General features: G+C 68.0%; 20 protein-coding genes. 2 read left to right on the top strand and 18 right to left on the bottom strand.

Going from position 1 to position 13,639, the window contains the following annotated elements:
* From J7E88_RS12855 to J7E88_RS12780, 16 genes are all read right to left on the bottom strand, one after another.
* Positions 1-399: a hypothetical protein gene (locus J7E88_RS12855; protein ID WP_215180331.1), complete on the bottom strand. Its 399-nt coding sequence runs from the start codon at positions 397-399 to the stop codon at positions 1-3.
* Positions 342-896 (bottom strand): hypothetical protein, encoded by a 555-nt coding sequence (locus J7E88_RS12850; RefSeq protein WP_215180329.1) that lies wholly within the window; start codon positions 894-896, stop codon positions 342-344. Before J7E88_RS12850 ends, J7E88_RS12855 begins: the two co-directional genes overlap by 58 nt.
* Before the next feature lie 2 nt (positions 897-898).
* A complete protein-coding gene (locus J7E88_RS12845) occupies positions 899-1,543 on the bottom strand; it encodes a hypothetical protein (protein ID WP_215180327.1) in 645 nt (214 codons plus the stop codon).
* Between the two features lie 131 nt (positions 1,544-1,674).
* Positions 1,675-2,118: a hypothetical protein gene (locus J7E88_RS12840; protein ID WP_215180325.1), complete on the bottom strand. Its 444-nt coding sequence runs from the start codon at positions 2,116-2,118 to the stop codon at positions 1,675-1,677.
* Complete coding sequence (locus tag J7E88_RS12835; RefSeq protein WP_215180324.1) at positions 2,115-2,543, bottom strand: HK97 gp10 family phage protein; 429 nt, start codon at positions 2,541-2,543, stop codon at positions 2,115-2,117. Before J7E88_RS12835 ends, J7E88_RS12840 begins: the two co-directional genes overlap by 4 nt.
* Entirely contained in the window at positions 2,543-2,974 is a 432-nt protein-coding gene (locus tag J7E88_RS12830; RefSeq protein ID WP_215180322.1) for a DUF6093 family protein, read from the bottom strand. The genes J7E88_RS12835 and J7E88_RS12830 overlap by 1 nt, the downstream gene beginning before the upstream one ends.
* A complete protein-coding gene (locus J7E88_RS12825) occupies positions 2,964-3,335 on the bottom strand; it encodes a hypothetical protein (protein ID WP_215180320.1) in 372 nt (123 codons plus the stop codon). Before J7E88_RS12825 ends, J7E88_RS12830 begins: the two co-directional genes overlap by 11 nt.
* Before the next feature lie 130 nt (positions 3,336-3,465).
* On the bottom strand, positions 3,466-5,361 hold the full coding sequence (locus tag J7E88_RS12820) for an ABC transporter ATP-binding protein (RefSeq protein ID WP_215180318.1): 1,896 nt from the start codon (positions 5,359-5,361) through the stop codon (positions 3,466-3,468).
* Positions 5,362-5,675: 314 nt separating this feature from the next.
* Positions 5,676-6,416, bottom strand: a complete 741-nt coding sequence (locus tag J7E88_RS12815; RefSeq protein WP_215180316.1) for a methyltransferase domain-containing protein — start codon at positions 6,414-6,416, stop codon at positions 5,676-5,678.
* Positions 6,417-6,432: 16 nt separating this feature from the next.
* On the bottom strand, positions 6,433-7,824 hold the full coding sequence (locus J7E88_RS12810; RefSeq protein WP_215180314.1) for a hypothetical protein: 1,392 nt from the start codon (positions 7,822-7,824) through the stop codon (positions 6,433-6,435).
* On the bottom strand, positions 7,824-8,591 hold the full coding sequence (locus J7E88_RS12805) for a hypothetical protein (protein ID WP_215180312.1): 768 nt from the start codon (positions 8,589-8,591) through the stop codon (positions 7,824-7,826). The genes J7E88_RS12810 and J7E88_RS12805 overlap by 1 nt, the downstream gene beginning before the upstream one ends.
* A 36-nt stretch (positions 8,592-8,627) precedes the next feature.
* Positions 8,628-9,212 carry a CYTH domain-containing protein gene (locus J7E88_RS12800; RefSeq protein WP_215180310.1) on the bottom strand — a complete coding sequence of 195 codons (585 nt, stop codon included), beginning with the start codon at positions 9,210-9,212 and terminating at the stop codon, positions 8,628-8,630.
* Between the two features lie 158 nt (positions 9,213-9,370).
* A complete protein-coding gene (locus J7E88_RS12795; protein WP_215180308.1) occupies positions 9,371-9,670 on the bottom strand; it encodes a hypothetical protein in 300 nt (99 codons plus the stop codon).
* Between the two features lie 73 nt (positions 9,671-9,743).
* Positions 9,744-10,253 (bottom strand): nucleoside-diphosphate kinase, encoded by a 510-nt coding sequence (locus J7E88_RS12790; protein ID WP_215180306.1) that lies wholly within the window; start codon positions 10,251-10,253, stop codon positions 9,744-9,746.
* Between the two features lie 101 nt (positions 10,254-10,354).
* Positions 10,355-10,726, bottom strand: coding sequence for a hypothetical protein (locus tag J7E88_RS12785; protein ID WP_215180304.1), 372 nt, complete (start codon positions 10,724-10,726; stop codon positions 10,355-10,357).
* Positions 10,723-11,022, bottom strand: a complete 300-nt coding sequence (locus J7E88_RS12780; protein ID WP_215180302.1) for a hypothetical protein — start codon at positions 11,020-11,022, stop codon at positions 10,723-10,725. Before J7E88_RS12780 ends, J7E88_RS12785 begins: the two co-directional genes overlap by 4 nt.
* A gap of 393 nt (positions 11,023-11,415) precedes the next feature.
* On the opposite strand from J7E88_RS12780, the gene J7E88_RS12775 reads away from it, so the two are divergent.
* Together J7E88_RS12775 and J7E88_RS12770 are read left to right on the top strand one after the other, a co-directional pair.
* A complete protein-coding gene (locus J7E88_RS12775; RefSeq protein WP_215180300.1) occupies positions 11,416-12,078 on the top strand; it encodes an NUDIX hydrolase in 663 nt (220 codons plus the stop codon).
* Positions 12,075-12,494 carry an NUDIX hydrolase gene (locus J7E88_RS12770; protein WP_215180298.1) on the top strand — a complete coding sequence of 140 codons (420 nt, stop codon included), beginning with the start codon at positions 12,075-12,077 and terminating at the stop codon, positions 12,492-12,494. Before J7E88_RS12775 ends, J7E88_RS12770 begins: the two co-directional genes overlap by 4 nt.
* Before the next feature lie 80 nt (positions 12,495-12,574).
* On the opposite strand, the gene J7E88_RS35800 is transcribed toward J7E88_RS12770, so the two are convergent.
* Both J7E88_RS35800 and J7E88_RS12765 read right to left on the bottom strand, forming a co-directional pair.
* A complete protein-coding gene (locus J7E88_RS35800; protein WP_251022607.1) occupies positions 12,575-12,781 on the bottom strand; it encodes a DUF5999 family protein in 207 nt (68 codons plus the stop codon).
* A gap of 211 nt (positions 12,782-12,992) precedes the next feature.
* Positions 12,993-13,583 (bottom strand): DUF6624 domain-containing protein, encoded by a 591-nt coding sequence (locus J7E88_RS12765; RefSeq protein ID WP_215180296.1) that lies wholly within the window; start codon positions 13,581-13,583, stop codon positions 12,993-12,995.
* Between the last annotated feature and the right edge of the window lie 56 nt (positions 13,584-13,639).

The raw sequence follows: 13,639 nt of genomic DNA, 5'->3' as shown, positions 1-13,639 counted from the left end.
TCAGGGGCGCTGTTCGTACTGCTCGCGCGGGAGGAGCTGGATCTTCACGCCGTAGCCGGACCGGTCCTGGGGGACGTGGTCGCGTTCCTGCTCGATCAGCTCGCAGCCGGGGCAGCGCAGGGTGTCGGTGACGTAGGCGTGGGGGTCGCCGCCGCGTGCGCGGTCCCACTCCTCCAGCCGGGTGCGGCACTCCGGGCACACCGACCGCTGCCACTCCGACCAGGCCAGGGCCTTCGCGCGGTCGAGGTCGGACCAGCGGCCATCGCCGCCGAGGAACTGCGAGTGCGGGATCTGGAACCGCTCGCACAGCTCCAGCTCCGCGCGCAGGCCGGCGTCACGGCTCAGCCTTTTCCCAGCTCGACCCGGCTCTCCTGCTGGATCTGCCAGGCCGCGTCCCACAGCGCGTTCGCATCCGGCGCCGACCAGCCGTCCAGCAGTTCCTCGGCCTCCTCACGGCTCATGCCGTCCACGGAGGCCGCCGAGACCAGAGCGGCGGGGAAAGTGTCGGCGTTGAAGATCGCCCCTTCCTCCGTCTGCTGTTCGGTGGGCGGGTGCTCGGAGATCAGTTCCTCCAGCACCGGGCGCGGCAGGGCGCGGAAGGTCAGGAACTCCGACGCTGCGTCCAGCGCGGCGAGTGCCTGGTCCCGCGCCGAGTCGGCTTCGGCGTACTGGCTCGTGGCCAGCTCGTCGCCCGGGTTGGCCTCGGCGACGAACCGCGCACGGCGGGCTGCCTGTTCGGCGTCTTCGTGCCGCTGGCGCAGCTCGTTGTCGTCGCAGACGCGCAGGCGGTTCTGGGGCCGGGCTCGGCGGCGGAGGCGATCCATCTTGGCCGACCACGCCCCCTCCACCGGTGTGGTGGAGGGGGACGGGCGCTTGGCCTGTACGGGGCGCGACACGATCAGCCCTCGTCGTCGTCGTGCTCGCGGACCGTCGCCTCGGTCTTGGTCTTGGTGGTGCTGACCACGGTCACATCGACGTGATCACCGTCGTGGTCGTGCTGCCCGTGGTCGTGGTCGTCGTCGCAGTTGTCGTCCGGCTGCGGGCGGTGCTGTGCCTGCGGCACCGGGCGGTCGAGCGACGGCTCGTCGATGATCGTGAAGTCCACCTTGAACTTGGCCGCCTCGTTGCCGGTGGAGTAGGTCGCGGCGCGGGTGGCGACCTGGGTCGGGAACACGTCGACCGAGCGGGAGCCGGGCAGGTCGCCCTTGCGCAGGAGGACGACATAGCCCTTCGCGCCCTTGGGGAGCTGCTGCTCGATCGCGTCGGAGAACCGGTCCTCGTAGAACGTCAGGCTGGAGTTCTCCGCCTTGTCGTTGCCCGGGATCGAGGAGTTGAAGGTCGAGCCCATGTCGGGGGTCTCGATGGGGTCGTTCTCCAGGGCCCAGCCCTCGATGTCCGAGACGGCATCGGTCACGGCGAAGGCGCTGGTGATCTCCCGGCGGCTGGGGTACTTCGGGTCGTTGAGATCCGGCACCCAGAGGATCTTGGAGATGCCGCGCCGCAGAAATCGGGTCTGGGTGGTCTTCTTCGTGCTCGTGGACACAGGTCCGCTCCCACTTCTGGGGCAGCGTCCCGTGCCGAGGCCCTGCCCCTTGATGATCAAAGGGGGTTCGCCTGGCCTGGGGCCTAGCGTCCGCGCGGGCCTCCGCGGTGAGGATCAGAAGAAACGTTTCTTCATGCAGGGGTCACGGTGATCGTGAACCGCTGCACGTAGGACACGATAGCGCCTGCCGCCGACACAGAGGGGTCTCCTCCAGCGTCGTAGGTCAACTCCCGGTCGATGACTCGGGCGTCGGGAACGCGCAGGTCATGGGTCCAGCGGCCGTCGGTCCGGCCGACGACGCCGGCGCGCACGCGGTCGGCCAGCCACTCCACCTGATCTCCCCGTTCCCCGACCGAGGTGACCTGGTAGGACCAAGCCACGTCCGCGTGCCAGTCCCACAGCGGCGGCCCGCTGAACTCGGCGGGCAGCGAGTCGAGGATCGTGTACGGGGCGACTGCCGGTTCCCATCCGGATTTCCCCTGCACGCGCGGGAGTTCACCGGTGCCGCACGGGCGGCCGGTGGCGTGCTCGACCAATGCGGCGAGTGCCCGGGTGACTGGCAGGCGGGCGGTCACGGCAGGACCCCGTCCGCCAGGGCCTGGATGAACGCCGGTTCGGTCTGCCGGAACGCGGGCTCGACGTGCGGGAACGGCGGCTGCCGGTAGTGCCGTCCGATCGAGTCCACGCCCACGAACCCGTATTCCAGCCGTCTGGCCTGCGGCGCGTCGGAGAACACCTCGGCGGTGACCTCGCCACCACCGGTTCGCATCCGTACGTCCCACGACGCCCGGTACTGCCCGGTGATCACGTTCGGTCCGGGCCTGCCGCTCGCGTTCCGCTGGATGCGGACCCGCAGCAGCATGGCGTGGTGCCGGGTGATCGTCCGGGTGCGGGCGCGGGTCGCCGGGCCCATCCGGGCCAGCGCGGCGGCCAGCGCGATCGGGTCGCGGAAGGCAGTGGCGTCCGGGTGAGCGTTGGGGTGCAGGTTGACCGTGGCCATCAGTCGATCACCTGGACTCGGACGATGCGCACCACGCTGTAGGTGCCCACCGCTTTGTCGGAGACACGGAACCGGCGGCCGACCAACTGCGGATCGCGCGGGCCTTCGGGGCGGATGGATCCGGCAACGCGGATCACGTCGTCGCGACGCAGCGCCGGGGCGCCGACCGGCAGCACGGCCTGGTAGTCGGTGGTCGGCGGCTCCTGCGCGACCGCACCGCCCAGCGGCTTAGTGATCGCCGGGCGGCCCAGCGGCATCACCGCGCCAAGCCCGTCCCAGATCAGCACCTCGTCCGGTGCGGGCGGCACCAGCTTCCCCGTCGCCTCGTCCAGGTAGTCGTCCGCGCGGCCCGCGCTGTCGCGCCACGCCTCCAGCTTGTCGTCCAGGATGCGGCCGACGACGCGCCGCGCCCCATCCACGTCAAACACCACGGGCCCACTCCCCGAGCTGAGTGAGCATCGCCTGCGTCAGCGAGTGCGGCCCGGTGCCGAGGTCGGACCGGGCCAGCGCCGCGCGCTCAAGGGCTTCAGCGTCGATGGCGTCGAGGAACGCAGCAGCAGCCGGGCCAGGGTCGGGAACCTCGGCGACGGAGACGCGCGCCATCCCCGACCACTGGGTGCTTCCGCGATCGGTGACGTGCAGGAGGACGTGCGCGGGTTCGCCCGTGATCTGGCTGATGGTGTAAGCGCCGACGGCGCGCGGGTCTACCCGCTTGCCGTCGATCTCGATGTCGGCCCGGTCACCGCGAGCCCTGATCTGGACGTGGTGACGGGCGGAGTCGTTGTGATCCATTCACTCGACGCTAGGGCGGCTGTCGGACAGCACGCGGTAATCAAGATCGTTCTTGCCCAATTGTGCAAGCTCGGGTGGGCGACCCATCCGCCGCCCACCCTCACGCTCCTTCGTCAGCCCTGTGTATCTGTCACCGGTCCTTGGCGAGGGCGACGAGCTCGGCGAAGAGGCCATCGGCATTCACGAGGTCGTCGTACCGGCCCTGCTCGATGATGCGGCCGTTCTGCATGACGAGGATCCTGTCTGCGAGCCGGGTGTTCTCAAGCTGGTGCGTGACGACGATGGTCATGCGCTGTGCGGCGATGCTTTTGATCTCCAGGAAGATCTGATGCTCGCCGCGCGGGTCCATCTGCGACGTCGGTTCGTCCAGGATCAACAAGGGCGTTTGGCGGTACAGGGCTCGACCGCAGACCAGGCGCTGCCACTGTCCGCCGGACAGCTCGGCTCCGCCGAAGAGCTCGCGGGCAAGCAGAGTGTCGAGCTGCTTGGGTAGCTTCTCGATCGCCTCCCGCATGCCCACGGCGTCGATGGCTTCCCACACCGGGGCGTCGTCGAAGGTCTTGGGCTGGCCGAGGGTGATGTTCTCCCGTGCGCGAAGCGGCCAGCAGGCGAAGTTTTGCGGCACCAGTGCGGTCCGCTCCCAGACGGAATCGGGTTGGGCCTGCGCCAGGTCGGTGTCGTCCCACAGGACGCGGCCCTTGTCTGGGAGGAGGATGCCGGTGATGAGCTTGGTCAGCGTGGACTTGCCCGAGCCGTTCTCGCCCACGATCGCCAGGATCTCACCGCGGTGCAAGGTAAGGGAGACACCATCAACGGCAGGTTCGTCTTTGCCGGGGTACTGGTAGACGATCTCGTCGAGCTGAATCTCGTCTACGTGCTCGGGGATGGCCAGCTCCCCGCGCTTCGGGGCCCGTTCGGCCGCCATGTCGAGGAACGACCGCATGTCGGCTAGGTAGAGCGAGGTGTGGAACATCGCGGCCCCGTACGTAACGAGCTGGGAAAGCGCGCCCAAGGCGGTCTGTACGGCGACGACTGCCGTGGCGGCGACGGGCAAGGCGACGCGCCCGGTGATGGCGAGCCAGGCGAGGGCGGCCCAGGTGACGAGCAAGAACACCCCGCCGAGGGCCGAGGTCGCCAGAACGATACGGAGCATGCGGGGCGCCGCGGTCAGCGTGCGCTGATCGATGCGCTCGGACAGAGCGCGGTACCAGTAGACGAGGTAGCCGGTCATCCCGTTGGCGCGGACCTCGTCGCCGTAGCGCGGGTACGTGGCCCACCAACGCATCATGCCGCGTACGTTGCGGTCGCCGACGTTGGCGTAATGCGTCTCGTAGTCGACGCGGGCGGACAGCACGGCACCCATGCCGGCAGGCAACACAGCGAGCATCAGCAGCGGGAGCATCAGCCAGTGAAGTGCGGTGATGACACCTCCTGCAGCGATCATGCGGATGAGGGCGGCCATGAACCGCTGTGCGTCCTTGACCATCATCGTGGTACGTGTGACGCCGACCTCGGCGGCCTCCTGGCGGTCGGCGAACCCGTCCTCGCCGTAGGCGGACGCTTCCACGCGGCAGACGGCGGAGACGAGCGCGACGTCGGCCTCTGTCACCAGGCGTGGGGTGATCCGCCCGTCGGCGTAGGAGGCGAGGGCGCTGCTGATTCGGCCAACCGCCGCTGCGGCCGTGACGACCACGAGGGCGGGCAGGGCCGCGTGCAGACGTTCGGATACCGCGCCGACGCCAAGGATGTGTGTCATGGCCTTCGCGGTGAAGCCGAGGACGACGGCGGCCGCGACGCCGGTGAGGATCTGGCAGGCGAGCAGCAGGATGGCCGCGGGCCGGTCGACAGCCCAGGCCATGCGCGCGGTGCTTCCGAGCACAGAAGGCAGGCGCGCGCACATCTTCCCGAAACTGGCTTCTTCGAGCGGGTTCTTCCCCCACTTTCCCTCGTAGTTGATGACGGCCGGCGGTGGAGGGGGAGGCGTCTGGGAGCTTTCAGTCGAGGCGTCGGTCACGGTCACCTGCATGCTCCTTCGGGTCTGCGCCGCACCTGGTTGGTCCGGCGGTGCCAGGTTCAACGAGGCTGCGAGCGAATCGAACGCGCTCGATTCCGGACGAAGCACAGGCCCGGAATCTGGGCGCGTCGAACGCGTAGTCGTAGTGCTGTACGGCTTCTAGTGCGGCCGTAATTGGCCGAAACGCCGGTTCTTGTGGCGGGTGCGGCGTATGAGGTTTCCGACTGGGTCGGACCCGTCCCGTCGCCCTACGGCCGGGTGGCCAGGGTGAGGGTCATGGCAGGGTGGTCGGCCAGTGCGGCGGATGTTCTCGGGGCGCCAGTCGGCTATTTCGTAGCGATGACATAGACGCTGCCCCACTGCCGCTTCGGGTTGGCGATCGTGGGGTCGAAGTCCCACGGTTCCACGGTCCGGAAGCCTGCCTCGGTGAACATCTGTGTCAGCTTCTCGCGGTCGTATGCCCAGAGGTGCGGCGTGTAGGTGGGGTCGTCGTCCTGGTCACGGAAGACGTAGTTGATCAGGTCGACGAAGGTGTTGATATCGCCGAGGCAGTCGCGCTTGGCGTACCACCGTTTGACCATCTCCTCCGAGAGGGTCGGATTGTCCGGGTAGTGACGGAGTACGAACGCGGCGTCGGGAACGCCCGTGATGATCTGGCCGCCTGGGGCGAGCACGCGGTGCGCTTCGCGGGCGTAGTGCTTCGCGGAGCGCGGGTAGTCGATGTGCTCCAGGAAGTGCTCGGAGAATAGGAAGCGGACGCTGCCGTCCGGCAGCGGGATGCCCTCGCGGATATCCCAGAGGAGGTCGGCGGGCGGTACGGCGTCGATGTTGTAGAAGCCGTCGATGCGGTGGGCGCCACCCCCGATTTGCACCTTCTCGGGGGCTATGTCGATGGGTCCGTTCGGACACGCCCGGCTGCTGGACCGGTGGTGGCGGCTGACCTCGATCTCCTTGGCGGTGGCACGGAGCGTGCGGGCGAGCCCGTGGCCGGTCGAGGGTTCCGTGAGGAGGGCGGCGATCTGCTCGGCGAGAAGTTCGAGCGAGGGCGCGGACAGGTGCGCGGTCATCTGGGCTCCCTGTGGGTCAGCTGACTGAGGGCTCGGGGACTGACCATTTGTTGTTGCGCATGAGCGTGTATTTGATGTCCACGAGACGCGGTGTGATGGTCAGGTTCAGTTGCTCGACGGGGTGGACGCGGCCGGCGTCGTCCTGCTCGGCCCGCCAGATGCGGTACTCGAGGTCGGGGTAGGCCGGGTTGATGCCGACCTCGCCCTTGGGCATCGTGCCGTTGAAGGGCGCGAAGACGTCCATGTGGTTCCAGTAGTTCCACGCCTGGAGCGCCTTGTGCTGGTCGAAGTAGAAGTAGAAGTCCGGGTAGCGGCCGAAGGTCCGCAGTTCGCGGTGGATGAGGTGGCCGAGTAGCGGGCCCAGGTGGGCGGCAAGGCTGTCGAACTCCCAGCGGGTGTGGTGCCAGGACTCCGGTACCTGCCCGGGAGTGAAGAGCCTCGCTGCGACGAGGTAGCTGATCCGGTCACGCAGATACGCGCGGGCATGAGCGGCGTCCACGGTGGCGTCCACGCGGGCCAGGAGCGCGTCGAACGCCATCGGGGCCGGGCGGAACTTCGCCAGGTCGAACTTGCCCGCCATGTCCAGGGTGACGAACAGCATGTCCTTGTAGAGCCAGTTGTTGAACTCGCTGCGCTCGGCGAGCCGTTGGGTCTGCTGGCTGGTGGAGTGAAGCATCAGGTACTCGGCCAGGACCTCGAAGTACAGGTAGCCGAGAATCGGCAGGCGCGGGATCGTCTCGTCCAGCAGCTCCAGGAACACGGCTGGCGCGACGTCGGCGCCTTCGAAGACGATCGCTGCCGCGAGGGCGAGGAACGCGGTGGAGTTCTTGGTGCGGCTGACGACGGTCTCGCGTAGCTCGTACCGCTCGGCGGTGGAAAGCAGGTATTCGAGATGGCTGTAGATGCTGAGGTGGATCGAGCCGAGCCGAAGGTAGTCCACTCCTGCGAGCCCACGATAGGCACGTCGGGGCCGAGTGATCTCGAAGATCAGCGGAGTTGGCGTCCGGCCTGAGTCCCCGACCTTGGCCACAAAAGCGGGCGCTTCCTTGTTCAGGACGTACTCGGCCAGGTTGTGCATGCGAAACCCGCTGCCGCTGGCGGTCAGCGGTGCGCAGTAGATACTGCCGACCAGGCACCCGCCGGAGGGGTAGAGGAAGCCGTGCTGGCTGATTTCCTCCAGGGCGTGGGTGACGTGCAGCAGGTGAAGCGGGCCGTCCCCGTTCAGGGCATCGAACAGGGCGTTGCTGCGCAGCAGGCCCCCGTTGGGGGTGTCCTCTGCCAACCGGGACTCCCACGCGGCGGTCTGCTGCCCCAGCGGGTCGGCGTGATCGGTAGTGCCGGGTATCAGAGGGGAGTCGAAGAAGGCGTGGGCGTCAGCCCACAGGTGGTATCCGTCGTGGGTGCCCATCAGCTGATTAACCCCCGCTGCTCCAGTGCCTTGAACACCGAATCGGCGCTCTCGAAGCCAGCGAGGTGGGCTGCCTCGGACGCCACGACGAGTTCGAAGGCTGTGGACCGGAGTGCGTCGAAGGCAGGCGTGCGTACGAGGGAGCTGTCGGGCCACCAGGACAGCTTTGGCAGGCGGTAGCGGTCGAGTGCGTCGGCGGCCTTGAGTAGGTCGGTGATGTGCAGGGCGCGGGCGTGGTCGGCCGCATCGTCCGGCGCGAATGCGTCGTAGGGAACTTCGTGCAGGCGCACGGCAGTGGCTGCGGCGTCGATGCGCTGGGGTGTGGCTGTCAGATGGAAGTGAGCCCATACGGTGTCGGCGTTGTCCGTTAGCCACACGGCTGCGCGGGCGCCGTGACCGCGGTCGTCCTTGTCGTGCAGGCGACGGCAGTCGTGGAAGGCGGCTGCCAGGACAAGCGTGGCCGTGTCGTCCTGGGGCAGGCCGGTGGCTTCAGCGAGGAGTGCGGCCAGCGTGGCGGTACGCATGGCGTGGCGGATGCCGTGCAAGGAGTCGGCGAGCTTCGGTTCGGCCATCCAGGTGACGGGGATGGCCGACCGGTACAGAAGCCGCTGGGAGGTGACCCGAAGCTCGTGCGCCGGAGCCTCCGGGAAGTCCGGCCGGTTGGCCTCGATCCATCGCACGGTGGCGTGGTCTGTGTACTGGTGGTGCGGAAGCTGCTTGCGTGCAGCCAGCTCGACCAGGCTGTCGGCCGGCGGGGTGGTGCTCATCGGGCCTACCCCCTCGGTGGCGAAAAAGGATGATGCTCAGGTCTGGGGTTCGATCTCCGCAGGGATGGCCTTCCGGGCCTGCTCGGCAGCCTCGAACGCGGCGGTGAAGTCGGCGAGCTGCTGCTCGGTCATTAGCGTTACGCCCAGTTCTTTGGCCACTGCGACGATGCGGTCAGTGGCCTCCCGCTGGGCGGCGTCACTCGCGTTGTCGTCCAGCAGCACTTCGAATTCGGCGTGATGTCCCCACGCCTCGCTCCACTTGACGGCGATCTCCACCCCGCGGAAGCGGTAGTTGTGGCGCCGGTTGAACGCCTGATGCATCTGCGATTCGAAGCCCAGGGCGTTGAAGACCCGCACGGCTGCGGGTACGTCCTCGCGGGCGATGGCGATCTCGGTCTCGGGGAACGCGACGCCTTGGCCGATCTTGCTGTGCTTGAGCGTGATCTTCGCCGACCCGGCGGCGGTGTTGTCGGTGACCTTCAGGAGCTTGTCCGGCAGGACGTAGAAGTAGATGCGCTTGTCGTCGCAGCCCAGGTCGCTGCCCTCCTGCTCCAGGCGGTCGACCAGGCGGTCGTGGGCCTCTTCGTCGAATCGTGCGCGCATTTCGATCTCTACGGGCAACGGTCTGGTCCCTTCTTCGGGCATGGCTGATCCGGCCGAACCCGCGCAGGAGGGGGCCTGGCTGGTTCGGGTAGGTGTGCTGTGTGAGGTTGTCCACGGGCGGCGGTGCGGTCAGCGTGAGTGCAGTCGCACCGCCGCCTCAGCGGTGCACGGGGAGGTCAGGCGAGTTCGCCGAAGCGGTCACGCACGACACCCTCGTGGAGGTAGTTCGGCAGTGCGACGCCGCCGACGGAAGTGCGGGTGGTGGCCACCTGCTCCATCGTGTCGGCGGGGAAGCCGTCAAGGAGCTCAAGGCACTGCTTCACCCACTCGCGGGACTTTCCCCAGTCCCCCTCGTCCCGGTAGCGGGAGGCCAGCGCGTAGGCGCTCTCTGTCGCCGCCCATCGGTCGGTCGCCAGCTCCTGCTGGAAGATTGACTCCAGCTCCAGGACGGATGCGGCGCGGGTCTGGTTGGTCATGGTGCCCTCTCTGCTAACGGTGGTGCCGGGTGGTGCTCAACGCGTCGAAGCCCCAGTGGTGACGTCGCCATGCTCAGTAGGTGAAGATCTCTGAGAGCGTGCGGTAGTCGTGCAGTTCGTCCTTGTCGAACCACAGCTCCACCTCCTGCTGGGCCTCCTCCGCGTTGCCGGAGGCGTGCACGAGGTTCGCCACCGCCTTGCCCGAGGCCACGCTGGCCCCCTTGCTGTAGTGCGAGAAGTCGCCCCGGATCGTGCCGGCCGGAGCCTCGTTCGGGTACGTGCCGCCAACGATCTTGCGGACGGTGGCGATGGCGTCGAAGCCTTCGAGTGCAAAGGCGATGACCGGCCCCTGCTGCATGAACCGGGCGGTGAACTCATACACCTCGGCACCTAGCCGCTCTTCGAGGTCGAAGTAGTGGCGCCGGGTGAATTCGGCGTCCATCTGCTTCATCTTGACCCCGACGATCTTGAGCGCCGCGTCCTCGAATCGGGCGATGATCTTCCCGGCGAAGCCCCGCACGAGTGCGTCGGGCTTGAGGAGCACAAGTGTGCGCTCCACCTTCTGTTCCTGCTCCTGCGCCATGGGTTCCCTTTCAACTCTCACGCGGGTGATATGACGGACGTTCAGCGCGTCAGGACTGAGGTTACCTGCGCCGGATAGGCCGATCTTGCCTGGCAGTTGGGCTACGACTGGCGGTGCTGACCCACCCCTCTCACGCATGCATTCGACAGTCGAAAAACAGTGCTCCACTGGGCCACTGAGCGGCGGCGCCTGCGGGACGGCCGACCGCGATCTGTCGACGGCTGGTGCAGCGGGGGCGTCCTCGCAACGGATGCTGCCTCCGGCAGACGGGTTGAGGTCTGGTGCTGGCGCTCGGAGAGCGTCCAGTGCAGCTGCTCCAGATGGAACACGCAGCGGCGGCACGCGGTGATCAGCACGTCGATGCCTCGTGCGCTGATCGACCCGATGACCGCGACCTCGGTGTCCTGCCCGTCGCAGCGGAAGCAGGAGCCCGTGGCCCACTCGAAGCGTCCCCACAAGGTGAGCGGCTTCATGCTGCCGCTCCGCCGCCGTTGTCGGGGCAGGGGCTGAGGTCGGCGATCTTCGGCGTCCACTCGCATCCGCCGCGCACCGGGCGGAGCCAGGCACGTTTCGGAGGCCGGTGGGTTGGCGCCACGACGGCCACATCTTGCACGACACCCTTGCGGCCGGTGGCGCCGTCGATGACTTCGACTCCGCGCCGGAGCCACCGGGGCGGCTCGGCCGGAGCGTCCGAAGCTGCGGCGTGGAAGGCGTGCGCGACCGCGGTAGGACTGACGTCCGTGGGGCCCATGTCTGCGGTGGCCTCCATGCCGTCCTCCCTCCGTTGGTGTCTGGATGCTGGGTGCCGGCCCGTGCCCGACGGGGGTCAGGCACGGGCCGACTGCCGCCCGGGGCTCAGAGCGTGACGTCACGCCCAGGGCGGCGGATCAGGGTGTGCGCGCCAACAAGGGGCGCACATCAGGCCAAGACCGCATGCGCACCGCCAACTCGCTGATCTTCAAAAGGATTTCCTCTAACATGCTCGGGCGGCTGCACGCTCACCACTCGGGCATCCGTACGAGGCGGGCGGTGCGGTCTTGGGGCGGCACGCCTAAGAGTCAACCGGTGTTCGGCCCGCCCCACCATGAACTGCCAGTGCAACAAGCGTGCATCTACGGCACATTGACCATGCACCTTGCCGACCCGATGCGTGAGGTCCGCGATGGAAGTGATCGACGTCTGGACCGGCCACCGTGCATGCATGCTCCAATCCGCTCTCCGCTTGACCCGCGAGGCATTCGCCGACCGACTGGGGATCTCGCCCCGTACGGTCGCCACCTGGCACTCCGACCCGGACGTGACACCGCGCTCGGAGATGCAGCAGCTGCTCGACTCCGTCTTCGAGAGCGCACCGGCCACTGTCCGCCAACGGTTCGCCCTGCTGGTCGCTGGTTCCGACAGCAGGGGGACAGAGGCTCTGGGCCCGCAGGCGCAAGCCCTACGCGTCGCGATTGCCGTGGTCGTCCGCGAAGATGAGGTCCTTCTGGTCTGCCGCCGCGGCGACGATGCATCGGGGATCACCTGGCAGTTCCCCGCAGGCGTCATCAAGCCGGGCGTCAAGCCGGAGACCGCGACGGTCCGCGAGACGTTGGACGAGACGGGCGTGCACTGCGCTGTCCGACGAAGTCTCGGTGAGCGTGTCCACCCAGTAACAGGCGTGCATTGCGTGTACTTCCTGTGCGAGTACCTGGCTGGGGACGCGACGAACAGTGACGTCGTGGAGAACGTGGATGTGACGTGGGCACCTAAGAGTGCAGTAGGCCGCTTCATTTCCGCTGACACGATCTACCCGCCGATTCTGGCAGCACTGGAGGAAGACGCATGACCGAGCAGACGGCAGCAGAGCGACCGGGCATCGCCGCCGCGATCGTGGTCCAGGACGGTGGCGTGCTCATGGTCCGACGCCGTGTTGCGGAAGGCCAGCTGTCCTGGCAGTTCCCCGCCGGCGAGATCGAGGCAGGTGAGACCTCGGAGCAGGCAGCCGTGCGCGAGACGCGCGAAGAGGTCGGCATGCAGGTGACTGCCCTCAAGGTCCTCGGCGAACGAGTGCACCCCAAGACGGGCCGGAGCATGTCGTACGTCGCTTGCGCCGTGGAGTCCGGGACTGCATACGTCGCGGACGACGACGAGCTGGCCGAAGTTGCGTGGGTCAGGCTCGCCGAAATTCCCGAGTACGTGCCGTACGGCCTCTTTGAACCGGTGCAGGCGTACCTCGACAGCGCGCTGAGCTCGGGCGCGTGATCGGGACCAAGTTCCGATCAAACTGGTGCTGCTGGACCACTGTGGCGAGGGGAAAGCCGTCAGCACCTGAGTCCGCGGTGTCATACGGCCGCTCCCAGCTCGACGATGGCCGGGCGGTGCGGTGCGACGACCTGGCCATCGGGTAGCAGTTCCCCCGTGTCCTCGAAGAGCAGGACGCCGTTGCACAATAGGCTCCAGCCCTGCTCAGGGTGATGTGCAACGAGGCGGGCCGCCTCCCGGTCTGCGGAGTCGGCTGGCGGACAGGGCGGCTGGTGCTGCTGGCACATGCGGTTCCTCATCGACGGTTGTGTGGACGAAGGGAGGCCCCTCTCCGGCCTGCCTCGACACTGCGGGGGAACAGCGCGTGGCTGGCCGGAGAGGGAGTTTGGAGCACCGCCCATTGGCGGAAGGAGCAGGCCGTCTACGTGGCGGTGGTGCGCAGCGCGAGGCAGGCTAGCGGGCCTCGCAGGTCGTAGCGGACGAGGCTGCCGGCCGTGGTCATGCAGCACTCCCGAGAAGTTCGGCCGTCGCGGAGTCGTCGTCCCGGGCCTGCTCGGTCTCCGGCTCGCGGGCGTGGCGGCGTCGCAGGGCTTCGTACGCGGCCGCGGACGGTGGCAGGCTGACACTGGCGCGGCGCGCGTCGAGGCGTTCCGGCTCCCGGACCGGCAGGGCCTCCACTCCGTTGGGGCCGATGCGGTACTGCGTGCCGTAGGTCTGCGCGGTGCCGGAGTTGATGCTGCACCGGTCGTGGAGATGCGCCCACTGCTGGATGGTCGCCTCTCCGCGTTCTACGGCGGTGACCATCATCCGGAGCGCCAGGCGCTGGAAGTCCGGGAGGTGATCGGCGTGCAATACGATCTGCCATGCCGCGTCGGCAGCGTCCTCGCCGACCAGACTCCGGCCGGGCCACCCGTGATCGGCTACGACACGGCGCAGGACCTGAGCGTTGGCGTGGTCGCCGTGTCGGCCCATGCTGATCTCGGCTTGGCTGAGCTGGTCACGGGATCGCTTGCTCCGGAACTCGCGTGCCTTCTCGGCGCGGTCGAGGAGGTCGCTGGCGATGTCCTGCCGCTGAGGTTCAGTTGTCATGGTCAGGCTCCGTACTGGCGGTCGTTCGCGAACGGTGGGGACGAGGGCGGTCACAC

Origin of the sequence: Streptomyces sp. ISL-10, assembly GCF_018614575.1 — a bacterium.
In the GTDB taxonomy this organism is placed as follows: domain Bacteria; phylum Actinomycetota; class Actinomycetes; order Streptomycetales; family Streptomycetaceae; genus Streptomyces.
The sequence above is the reverse complement of the archived record's forward strand: the minus strand, read 5'-3'. Positions and strand labels throughout refer to the sequence as shown.

Coding starts and splice junctions, on each gene's coding strand:
- J7E88_RS12810 (WP_215180314.1), bottom strand. CDS start 7,824: ATGGGCACCCACGACGGATACCACCTGTGGGCTGACGCCCACGCCTTC.
- J7E88_RS12835 (WP_215180324.1), bottom strand. CDS start 2,543: ATGGCCACGGTCAACCTGCACCCCAACGCTCACCCGGACGCCACTGCC.
- J7E88_RS12790 (WP_215180306.1), bottom strand. CDS start 10,253: ATGGCGCAGGAGCAGGAACAGAAGGTGGAGCGCACACTTGTGCTCCTC.
- J7E88_RS12820 (WP_215180318.1), bottom strand. CDS start 5,361: ATGCAGGTGACCGTGACCGACGCCTCGACTGAAAGCTCCCAGACGCCT.
- J7E88_RS12785 (WP_215180304.1), bottom strand. CDS start 10,726: ATGAAGCCGCTCACCTTGTGGGGACGCTTCGAGTGGGCCACGGGCTCC.
- J7E88_RS12815 (WP_215180316.1), bottom strand. CDS start 6,416: ATGACCGCGCACCTGTCCGCGCCCTCGCTCGAACTTCTCGCCGAGCAG.
- J7E88_RS12780 (WP_215180302.1), bottom strand. CDS start 11,022: ATGGAGGCCACCGCAGACATGGGCCCCACGGACGTCAGTCCTACCGCG.
- J7E88_RS12795 (WP_215180308.1), bottom strand. CDS start 9,670: ATGACCAACCAGACCCGCGCCGCATCCGTCCTGGAGCTGGAGTCAATC.
- J7E88_RS12825 (WP_215180320.1), bottom strand. CDS start 3,335: ATGGATCACAACGACTCCGCCCGTCACCACGTCCAGATCAGGGCTCGC.
- J7E88_RS12805 (WP_215180312.1), bottom strand. CDS start 8,591: ATGAGCACCACCCCGCCGGCCGACAGCCTGGTCGAGCTGGCTGCACGC.
- J7E88_RS12770 (WP_215180298.1), top strand. CDS start 12,075: ATGACCGAGCAGACGGCAGCAGAGCGACCGGGCATCGCCGCCGCGATC.
- J7E88_RS12775 (WP_215180300.1), top strand. CDS start 11,416: ATGGAAGTGATCGACGTCTGGACCGGCCACCGTGCATGCATGCTCCAA.
- J7E88_RS35800 (WP_251022607.1), bottom strand. CDS start 12,781: ATGTGCCAGCAGCACCAGCCGCCCTGTCCGCCAGCCGACTCCGCAGAC.
- J7E88_RS12765 (WP_215180296.1), bottom strand. CDS start 13,583: ATGACAACTGAACCTCAGCGGCAGGACATCGCCAGCGACCTCCTCGAC.